Below are 10,823 nucleotides of genomic sequence, written 5' to 3' on the forward strand. Positions count from 1 at the left end.
CAGCTCTGAGGTAATAGAATGACAGATGCCCGCCGTAATGCATTCAGCCTTGCTGTGGCCCTTGCAGTCAGCTCTTCCATTATCGTTACACAGGCACTGGCCGAGCGCAGGCTGCTGACAAAATCTATCGATATTGTGAAAGATGGACAAGTGGAGTTTACCCGGAGTGAGGTCAGGGTTCAGCCAACTTTAGCTGAAGACCGGCAGCCAATACCCAAATCCTTTACCACCACCTACCCCGATCTGACGCCAGCCAGAGAGGGCTATATCGTTCCTTCTGATGGCTTTACAAACATTCTTTCTGCCATCAGTGCTGACGTTTCCAGCGTCGACCTGTTTACAACAGGCGAGAATGATGTTGCTCAGAAATACACCAAAGTCCTGAAGGTAGGTGATGAGGAAGTCTTCAAGTTCACCCATAGCCTTAACGAAAAAGAACTGGTCATTGAAGTCAGAAGCGGAATGACCGATCAGGATTCAGTTGCGACTGTGCATAATCGATTTCCTGGCATCGAACCATTAGAACCGCTAACGAAAATTGCCGGGCCCGGAGGACTGGCTAATGTGCTCGAAGCTGCCAGTATCAGGGCAGGAAAACTCGGCGCAAGTGACCACTATGTCCCCCTTGCCACCATTGAAGTAGAAGAAGTTGAAGTGAACAGACGTACCTTCATGCGTCCTCTCGTCGCAGGTAATCAGCCTCCTGAACTGCAACGTCTGGGTCAGTCACTCTTTGTCAATGATGATGTTCTCCTGGCAGCAGCTACCTCTGCCTATATCCAGGTTCATGTCCTGCAAGAGGCTTTACAACAGAAGGCGCTTAATGAACTGCTGGCACACAGCAAACCCGTCGGATATGTTGTACACGTCGAGGATGACACACAGGTTTATCCTGTGCCTGCCGGTTATCCAAAGTTGGAAGTGACAGAAGCTCCGGGGGAAGTGATTGTTTTTCATGGTCAGATGCAGAGTCCGGATGATGTCGCTTTTGTAGAAAACCTCTATAAATCCCAGGCACAAATTGGGGCTAATCACCCGGCTCCTGCAACAGCCCGGGTTAATAAACATAAAGTCAAAAGCTATCAGTACGTCATTCGAAGCAGGCAGATAGCAGTGCTGGAAAAGATTGCTGCTCAGTTGGCTGCTGCCGACCTTGACGAAAGTCAACTGATTACGCTGGCCTACTACGAATCTCTCCAGCAGGCATTGACCAGTGCTACTTCAGATCAGGCAGAGGGATTTCAGTTCGCACTGGAACACTTCAGAATTGCTTCGTCAGTCATGACGCCAACCTGGTTGAAGATTCAACTCTCAGAGCACTTCAGTTTCAAACCCGCACTTAGAAATCTTCTGACTAACCAGCATTTTGTTCAGAATATTCTCAATACCATACCTGTCTACTCCCATTTAATGACCGATTTTTTTTACGAAGACGAACAGTTTGCTGCCAAAGTCCTGAGTGACATGGCCAAAGAGCATATTAAACTGGACAGCAGGCGAGAACAGCTACAGATCTCAGAGGCCAGGCTCTCCCAGCTTAAAAGTCAGTTGCAGCACGAAACGGAAAGAGCTGACGCCGGTGATAAGGAAAAACAGAAAGCACGAAGTCCCTGTTGGGAAGACGGGAATGAGCTTGAAAAGCCGGAAGAAACAATAACCCAAATCCCAGGCCACCGCAAAGCCAGGCCTGAAGTACTCAATAAACTGAAAGCCGTGGTAAGAGCCCTTGAGGACGACCGCCTCAGTTATGAAGACGATGAGTATCTCCATCAACAGATCATTTCTGAAGACATACAGAAATACATCAGAGAAGCCAGAGAGCGTTCAGAGGAAAAGGCCCTGAACATACTGGCAAGCATAGAAAAAATGTTCAACATAGAAATCAATGAAGGTGATGACCAGGCAGCAAGACTTGAGAGGGTTTATAAAAGGCTTGATGGCGGAGATGTCTCAGCTGACGACCTGGATAAGATGGACAAGATCCTCTGGGAGGATTTCAGCACAGCCCCGGAAGATCTGGAAGGAAGGGATGTCAGACTCAACTCGATTCATGGGCGTCTTACTTTTAAAGTCGAAGAATGGGAACAACGAGCCAAAGAACAACAGACCTATTATCTTTCGTCTTTAGAAGATGAGCTGGAGATCTACCCTTATAAAAGCGATGCCGCTATAGAAAAAGGCAAGACTCTGACTGCCAGACTGGCCAATGATCTGCAGGTGGAGTTTGAAAAGGATATCAACCTCTCTGACAAGAAGCATATTCTATTAGCCAAAGTTTGGGCACTCACTGATGAAGTCTCAGATGTCTATGAAGATGAAAGTATCAAAAGAGACAGAAACAATGAAATAGCCCATCAACTCAACATTGAAGACTATCAGGATCATGCCACTATTGACGACCAGATCAGTCTTATTAAAGAAAAACTCACACAGCTGCGTAAAGAAGTTCTCGGGGCGGGCAAGCTTGATGTTAATGAGCGCATTGCGGCTATAGAGGACGAGCTTGACAAGCAAATGGCTCGCCTGGGATCTAAACCCCGATACGCTCTTGATCGTGAGTTAGCCACAGCCAGGCGCTTATTGGAAGAAGCTGAAAATGAGCTGAAAACTGCTCATCAAAAACTGGATGTTATGCGCATCAAACAACTTGTATTTACCGGGACCCGTGCCTACCTCCGACGTATCTCGCAACAACCCACTCTTAGCACCATTGAAGAAGCCGTGGATCTTGAACTGGACACTACTGACAGCAGTGAACAACCGGTTAAGGCCCCGGGAAAAAGACAGACACAAGCGGGCGGTAATGGTGGTACTGGCAGCAAGATGAGCCAGCAACTGACTCAGGAAAAGACCCGTCTGGAAGCTGAGGTTGAAGCCAGAAAAGCAGACGTTGAGAGAATGAAAGAAGTCCTGAAGTCTGCAGTGGAAGCCATCGAAAATGACGGCGGCCCCTTCCAGTTCACGCCAAGACAGGAAAAAGTTCGGGCCGATATGCACGCCTTCGTGCAGCAGCACTCTCTCAGGAAACAGGCTCTGGAAGCCGCAATGGGTCTGGCACAATCAGCAGCAAAAAGCGGTAAGGCAATACCCTGCCTTACGAGTTTCGATTTTGACAATGAATTGGCACCGGTTCGCTTGCAGGCACTGGTCGGCGATGAACTGACGTTTGCCCAGGCCAGCCGGATTGTGGCCGTTTTCAGGAGCTTTAAAACCAGCTTCCCGGAACCTTCTCCCGAGCTTATGGAGGATCAGTCACAGAATGTTCTGGAAAAAATCCAGTCGCTGGTGCAAAGGGCCAGGAATGAGATACAGAAAGGGCCTGAACAATACGACGAAGAAATTCACAACCTGGGCAAAACCGCCATTCACTACGTTGATCATAAATCAGGTGACCTGAATAGCTTCACGGAATACTTCGCCAGACATTCTGCCAGCGGTAAAAAGATCATGGCTCTGCTGCATGAAGGCCTGATCAGCAAGGTTGAACTTGAGAACTACATAAAGGCCATCAGAAGAGTCGATAATTATAAGACAGTGGATGAATTTGAACATTTCCTTGGCTACAAACACGGCGTCCAGTTGACTCACTTTAAGGCCGCCTTACGGATACTGTCTGACAAAGACGTTGAGAAATTCATGGAAAGTGCCCTTACTCCTGTGACCGGGGCTGACCCGACGGCTATGCAAGAGTCTGTTACCGGCATGAAAGAGTACGCTGCTGCAGTCATCGCCAACTATGTTCTTGACGATATTGCCTTTGACAATGGCCGCAGGACGGCAGCTTTCCTGACCCATGTTCAGGATACCCTGACACCTTATGCCCATGCTGCCGGAATATCTGAATCAGAACTGATCCAGACTATCCATGACAACTTGATGCAGGCTCATGCCGCAGCGGTTGAGCAGCAGCTAAAGGATTACTGGGTCAAACCTTCAGCCTTCCTGATACAGGCTGTGACCTGGTACTTTTCCAACTACAAACCCCTGCTGGTGACCTGCAGTGCCCGGCAGGCTGCCGAGCTGTCGCTCTTGAATATGTCGTTCCTCTATCTTCTGGATCTGACCAACAGGGGCGATTATACGCACAGGATATTGACACCTTTCCAGCATTGGCTGGAACGCTATGGTGTTGATCTTGACCGAACCGTTCAATATGCCTGCCACAGTGCAGTTGAACAAGTCTCTGAAGTGGGCGGACTGGCCATGCCATTGGCTAAAGCCGCTTCCTCAGTCATTCTGCTAAGAACCGGCTCCATGCTCTTTGCCAGACAGCGCAACGCCAATCCTTACAGATATCGCAGCATTTCCCGCCTGGTACCCGAAACAGTGAAATCCATGGGTTCCGGGCAAGGGGTTCAGGTGCCACTGGTGCACAGGCTGACACCGCAAAAAGTAAAACAACTGGCCTCTGCTACAGCCGGTCTGGTGCTCGGTCCAGTAGCTACTATCGGAGCATACGTTCACGGTCTTGTATCCGGGTTTACCTATGCTCAAACATTCGGATTCGCACTGGCATCGAGTCTTACTTTCGACTTCTTTATGAACGACAACAAGATACTCACTCAATGGCTGGGCGGACCTCTGGGCCGGAGTATTGACAGGATAAATCGCTGGCGAGGCATCGGCGAAACCGACGATGAATATGTGAAACGTTCGGCTATTGCCACGCCTCAACGCTTCAATGAAACCGATGAAGAATATGCAAACCGTGTTAAAGCAAACAACACGATGCATGGCTGGACTCGACACGAAAACTATTTGCAGTTCCGAGAACGCCGGGATCGCACCATGAAACCGTTTGACAATGGCTGGGAGAAATACTTCAGGGAAAATGTGCCGAAATGGTCATTCTCCCATGCAGAAAGTATTCCTTACTCCTACACTTTGGATGCTTTGTTCGAGGTAGTAGAATGACAAATGCTTACCCCAGTGCATTAAGCCTCGCAATGGCGATTGCAATCAATTCTTCCATCATTGCTACACAGGCACTGGCCGACCGCAGGTTGCAGACAAAATCTGTTGATATTCAGGGCGACCGACATGTGGAGTTTACCCAAAGTGAGGTCATAGTTCGGCCAACTTTAGATGATAACCAGCAGCCAATACCTAAATCCTTTACAACTACCTACCCTGATCCTGATTTCTCTGGACTCAGAGTGGGCTATGTCAGCCCTGCCGGAGGCTTTACAGACATTCTTTCTGATTTCGATTGTCATGTTTCCAGTGTTGATCTGTTTGAAACCGGCGAGAATGACGTTGCTCAGAAATACACCAAAGTCCTCAAGGTGGGAGATGAGGGAGTCTTCAGGTTCAGCCATAACCTTGAAGAAAAGAAACTGGTCATTGAAGTCAGAGGCGGAATGACCGATCAGGACTCTGTTAAGATGGTTCTTTCTCAATGGGCTGACATGAAATCCCTGGAACCTTTAACGGAAATCGCCAGACCCACACAGATGTTAGCAGTGCTGGAAAGCGTTGATGAGAGGGCAGGAAACCTCGGCTCGAGTGATCACTATGTTGCCCTTGCCACTATTGAAGTAGACAAGGTTGATGTCAGTGGGCGTACCTTCATGCGGCTTATCTCGGGGGGTGAACGGCCTCCAGAACCGGAGCGTCTGGGACAATCGCTCTTTGTCAATGATGAGGTTCTCCTGGCGGCGGCCACCTCTGCCTATATACAGGTTCATGTACTGGCAGGAGAGTTACAACAGGAAGCTCTCAACAAGCTGCTGTCATACCATAAACCCGTCGGATATATAGTACACGTCGAGGATAACATGCAGACTTACTCTGTGCCTGCCGGTTATCCAAAACTCGAAGTGACCGAGGCCCCCGGAGAGGTTATTGTTTTCCATGGTCAGAAACAGAGCGCGACCGATATCGCTTTTGTAGAAACCTTCAATAACCTCCTGAAAGAAGCTGAGGGTAATGACCCCGTTCATAAAGTAACAACAGAGATTCAAGAACATAAGGTCAATAGCTACCGATACGTCATTCGAAGCAGGCAGTTGGCAGTACTGGAAGAGTTTGTTGCACGGCACGAAGCCGGAGTTAACAAAGATCAAATGACACTTGCACAGGAAGATAAATTGACGGCGCTTGCGCTTGCCAACTATGAATCTCTGCAGCAGGCATTGAGCAGTGCGACTCCGGATCAAACACATAAATTTGAGTTCACACTGGAACACATCAAAGCTGCTTCGTCAGTTATCACGCCAACCTGGATGCAGGACCAACTCTTAAAACACTTCAGCTTCAAACCTGTACTCAGAGATCTTCTGACTGACCCGCATTCTGTTCAGAAGATGCTGAGCTATATACCCACTGTCGTCAGTTCCGCCAACAACATGGACCGACAGCTGACTGAGGTCGATGACCAGCCGGAACAACTAGTCCGTGATGCCAGAAGTGTTTACAACTCTGAAATGGCAATACTGCTTGGCATAGATGACTGGGATGATACCTGGTCACCGGATGAGCAAGCCATTCGTCTCCTGGAAAAAATTAACGACATGCACAGAGCGGTTGCCGACTCTCACTTCATTCAACAGTATCGGCAACAACAGACAGACCTGTCAGACCCGGAGAAACTGGCACTGGTGACAGAGAGGCAACCAGGCATCAGCACAGAGGCTGAAAAATCAGCTGAAATCAGAGCCCGCTTTGCAGCTCTTGCCGAACATTTGAACATTCAGAATTTTGATAGCAATACAGATATTGACGCTCAACAAGAACGCCTGATTCAGAGCATTCAGACCCTGAATGCTCAAGTCACTGAGGACGAAGCTTTCATCAAATTAAGGAAAGATAGCGTGAGGGAGGTTCTTGGTTTTGGACTGACTGAAGGCAACAGGTTAGAAGACCGTCAGGTACTGTCAGAAGACACTAAGCGCGGGGTCGACAGACTTGCAGGTGTGGAAAATCCCCCCGAATTCAAGCTTGAAGTACTTCATAAACTGAGTGCTCTGGAAGCAGCCCTGGACATGGATGTCCTCGATAGAGAAGACGATGAGTACAGTCGTCGTCAGGCCATTTCTGAAGAAATTCAGACATTCATCACAAAAGCCAGACAGCGGACAGAGGAAGAGGCACTGGAGTTACTGAAAAACGCCGAAGGAATCCTCGGGATCGAGGTCAATGAAGGTGATCCCAACAAAACACGACTTCACAGAATTCTTATAAAACTTGTCAGCAATAATATCACCGAAAAAAAACTGGATCATATAGAGCATGCCTTCAGGCAAGAAGACTTCAAACCTGAGAACGAAAACCGGGAAGATAAAATTCGGAGGCTTGTTAAACGTCTTGTCTTTTATATCAAAGACGCCGGTCATCGAGCCTTACAGCAACAGACAAGGATGCTTGAAACTGTAGAAGACGAGCTGGGTATCGACACAAGTAAAAACGTTGCTGCTAAAAAAGCAAGCCGGACTTTCATTGCTACACTGGCCGATACTCTGGAAATAGAATTTGAAAAAGATGCCAGCCTGAATGAACAGAAGGAAGTTATGGCAGCCAAAATTCAGGCACTGATTTATCAGCTAGACGAACTCTACGATAACGAAGGTATTATAAGAACCAGAAATAACGAGATTGCCCATCGCCTTGGCATTGGGAACTATAAAGACGATGCCGCTGTGGATGTTCAGTCCAATCTCATTAAAGAAACTCTCCAATATCTGCATGAAATCGTTTTAAAAGTAGATCAGCCCGACGTTCATGAGCGTATCGCAGCCATTAATGAAGAGCTTGACAGGCAAATGGCGCGCCTGGGACCTAAGCCTCGATTCGTCTTTGAACGTGATCTGGCCATGGCCAGTCGCGCATTAAAAGAAGCTGAAAGCGAGCTGAATGATGTTCATCGCAAACTGAATGAAATTCGTGGCAAAAATGTGTTATTTGCGGGGAACCGTGCTGACGTCCAACATATCTTCGATGAAGACGACACGCTTTTAACTAAGGCAATGAAACAATTGCAGACCGGCCTTGGCCTGGCTGCAGGTGATGAACAAAGACCTGCTGGGCGAATTGAGGACATCATGCATTTCCTGGGGAGGTACAGTAAAGCGACACGGAATGAAATCCTTGAGCAACTGGGAGCCAAAACAAATGCGAACCTCGAGATGAAAGGAGATGTCGAAAGTTTTCGGGAAGATGATGATTACTTTTTTATCTTTCGGAGCAATCCAGATAATAATGATCAAGACCAAGATGATAAAGTTGCTGAACCATTGGGTGAACTGCCTCTGGCCAAGGCAAAGTACATTCAAGTCAGGCAATTCCTGCGTCGTCACGACAAGAAAAACAGGCAGGTGACCAGTGCACTGCTTGAAGAGAGGAATGCACGAGAGAATCTGGAACTTAAGAAAGAGGAAATCAAGCGTTTTGAAAACACCGATGAGAAGACTGAAACCGTATACAAGAAAGAAATAGTTCAGCTGAATAAAGCCCTGGAGCAGAAAAGTAAGGCTGTAGCAAAAGCAGAAGAGGACCTGGAGGATCTTGAAGCCCGTCTTGACTCGATGGAAAGACTCATCGGTCTTAAACCAGACGCCACTGACACCAATGAATACCGGGTTAATGCCCTGAGAAACAGGCTGACAGAGCTGGGCGGTGATGATGGTAGTGGCGGCTATATCCAACAACTGACTCAGGAACAGGCCCGCCTGGAAGAGGAGATTGAAACCAGGCAAGCAGATATTGAGAGGTTAAAGGAAGCCCTGGGGGCTGCAGAGGAAGCCCTGGGGGCTACAGAGAAAGCTCACGAAAATGAGGGTAGTCCCTGCCAGTACACGCCGGGGCAGTTAAAAGTTCTGACCGATATGCACACCTTCATGGAGCAGCACCCTCTCAAGAAACAAGCTCTGCACGTCGCATTAGGTCTGGCAGAATTAGCAGCAAAAAAACCTGAGAATATACGCCCTCTTACATGTCTCGACTTTGACGATGAATTTGCGCCAATTCGCTTGCAGGCGTTGGCCGGAGACGATCTGACGTTCAGTCAGGCCGGTCGAATTGTGGAATTCTTCACGCGTTTGAAGACAAACTTTCCGGAATGCCCTTTCGAACCTGTTGAAGATCGGCCCTTGAATATTCTGGAAGAAGTCCAGACTCTGGCAAACAGGGCCAGAAAAGAGATGAAAACCGAGTCTCAACAATACAACGACGAAATTAACGACATGGCCAAAACAGCCATTCACTTCGTCAAAGATGCACCAGGGAAACTGAAAGATTTCCCGGAATACTTCGCTAGCCATTCTGCCAGTGGTAACAAGATCATAACTCTGCTGCGTGAAGGCATGATCAGCAAGATTGAACTTGAGAACTACATGAAGGCCATCAGAGATGTCGACGGTTATCAGACAGTGGATGAATTTGAGCACTTCCTTGACTACAAACACGGCGTCGATATGCCTCGCTTCAGGAATATTGTCCGGATGCTGTCCGACAGGGGGATTGATGAATTCCTGGAAAGTGCCTTTAACCCTGTGACGGTGGCTGGCGCGGCGGGTATAAAAGCTTCTGTTGCCGACATGAAAGAATACGCATTTGCTGTCATTGCCAACTATGTTCTTGACGATATTGCCTTTGACAATGGCCGCAGGACGGCAGCGCTTCTGGCCAATGTTCAGGATACCCTGACACCTTACGCCAATGCTGCCGGACTCTCTGAATCAGAACTGATCAAAGCTGTCCATGACACATTGATGCAGGCTCATGCCGCAGCGGTTGAGCAGCAGCTCAATGATTACTGGGTCAAACCTTCAGCCTTTCTGGTACAGGCTGTCACCTGGTACTTCTCCAGCTACAAACCCCTGCTGGCGACCCAGACCACCTGGCAGGCTGGCACACTGTCTCTCTCAAACATGGCATTCCTCTATCTTCTGGATCTGACCAACAGGGGTGATTACCTGCATCGGGTGCTCATACCTTTCCAGAACTGGTTGCAAGACTATGGTGTTGATCTCGACCGAACCGGGCAATATGCCTATCACAGTGGAATTGAACAACTCTCTGAAGTGGGTGGGCTGGGCATGCCGTTGGGTAAAGCCGCCTCCTCCGTCATTTTGCTGAAAACCGGCTCCATGCTGTTTACCCGACAGTACAACGCCAACCCGCAGATGTATCGCGGCATATCCCGTCTGGTACCGGAAATAGTGAAATCCATGGGTTCCGGGCAAGGGGTTCAGGTCCCGCTGCTGCACAGGGTGACACCACAAAAAGTAAAAACTCTGGCTTCTGCCACAGCCGGTCTGGTACTGGGCCCGGTAGCCACCTTCGGAACATACGCCCACGGTCTTTTATTCGGTTTTACCTACGCTCAAACCTTCGGGTTCGCCCTGGCGTCGAGTCTCACTTTCGATTTTTTTATGAACGACAACAAGATGCTCACTCAATGGCTGGGTGGCCCTCTGGGCCGAACCCTTGACAGCATTAATCGCTGGCAAGGCAGCGGTGAAACGCGGGATGAATATATAAAACGTACGCTTATTGCCACGCCTCAACGCTTCAGTGAAACCGATGAATCTTATGCCAACCGTGTTAAAGCAGGTAACACAATGTATGGCTGGACCCTCCATGAAAATTACCTGCAGTTTCGTGAACGCCGTGATCGCACCATGAAGATGTCTGAGAATAGCTGGGAGAAATACTTTAAGGAAAATGTACCTAAATGGTCGTTTTCCCACGCAGAAAGCATTCCATACTCCTACACTCTTGGAGCCTTTTACCAATGATAAAAGGGCGATAATGAGAAAGCGCCTGTTCATGATAAAACGAATGCCCCGCAATCAAGCCTCTCCTTCTGAGCCCACAGACCTCTG

Annotated in this window: 2 protein-coding genes; both read left to right on the plus strand. The window is 48.5% G+C overall.

Annotated features, from left to right (window positions below):
• The first annotated feature begins 18 nt into the window (after positions 1-18).
• The gene (locus ACOMG9_RS17080; RefSeq protein WP_448217781.1) at positions 19-4,914 is read left to right on the plus strand and encodes a hypothetical protein; all 4,896 of its coding nucleotides are present in this window, start codon (positions 19-21) and stop codon (positions 4,912-4,914) included.
• Positions 4,911-10,736 carry a coiled-coil domain-containing protein gene (locus tag ACOMG9_RS17085; RefSeq protein ID WP_448217782.1) on the plus strand — a complete coding sequence of 1,942 codons (5,826 nt, stop codon included), beginning with the start codon at positions 4,911-4,913 and terminating at the stop codon, positions 10,734-10,736. The genes ACOMG9_RS17080 and ACOMG9_RS17085 overlap by 4 nt, the downstream gene beginning before the upstream one ends.
• Positions 10,737-10,823 lie beyond the last annotated feature (87 nt).

Source organism: Endozoicomonas sp. PH6C, from assembly GCF_059322965.1.

Coding starts and splice junctions, on each gene's coding strand:
- ACOMG9_RS17085 (WP_448217782.1), top strand. CDS start 4,911: ATGACAAATGCTTACCCCAGTGCATTAAGCCTCGCAATGGCGATTGCA.
- ACOMG9_RS17080 (WP_448217781.1), top strand. CDS start 19: ATGACAGATGCCCGCCGTAATGCATTCAGCCTTGCTGTGGCCCTTGCA.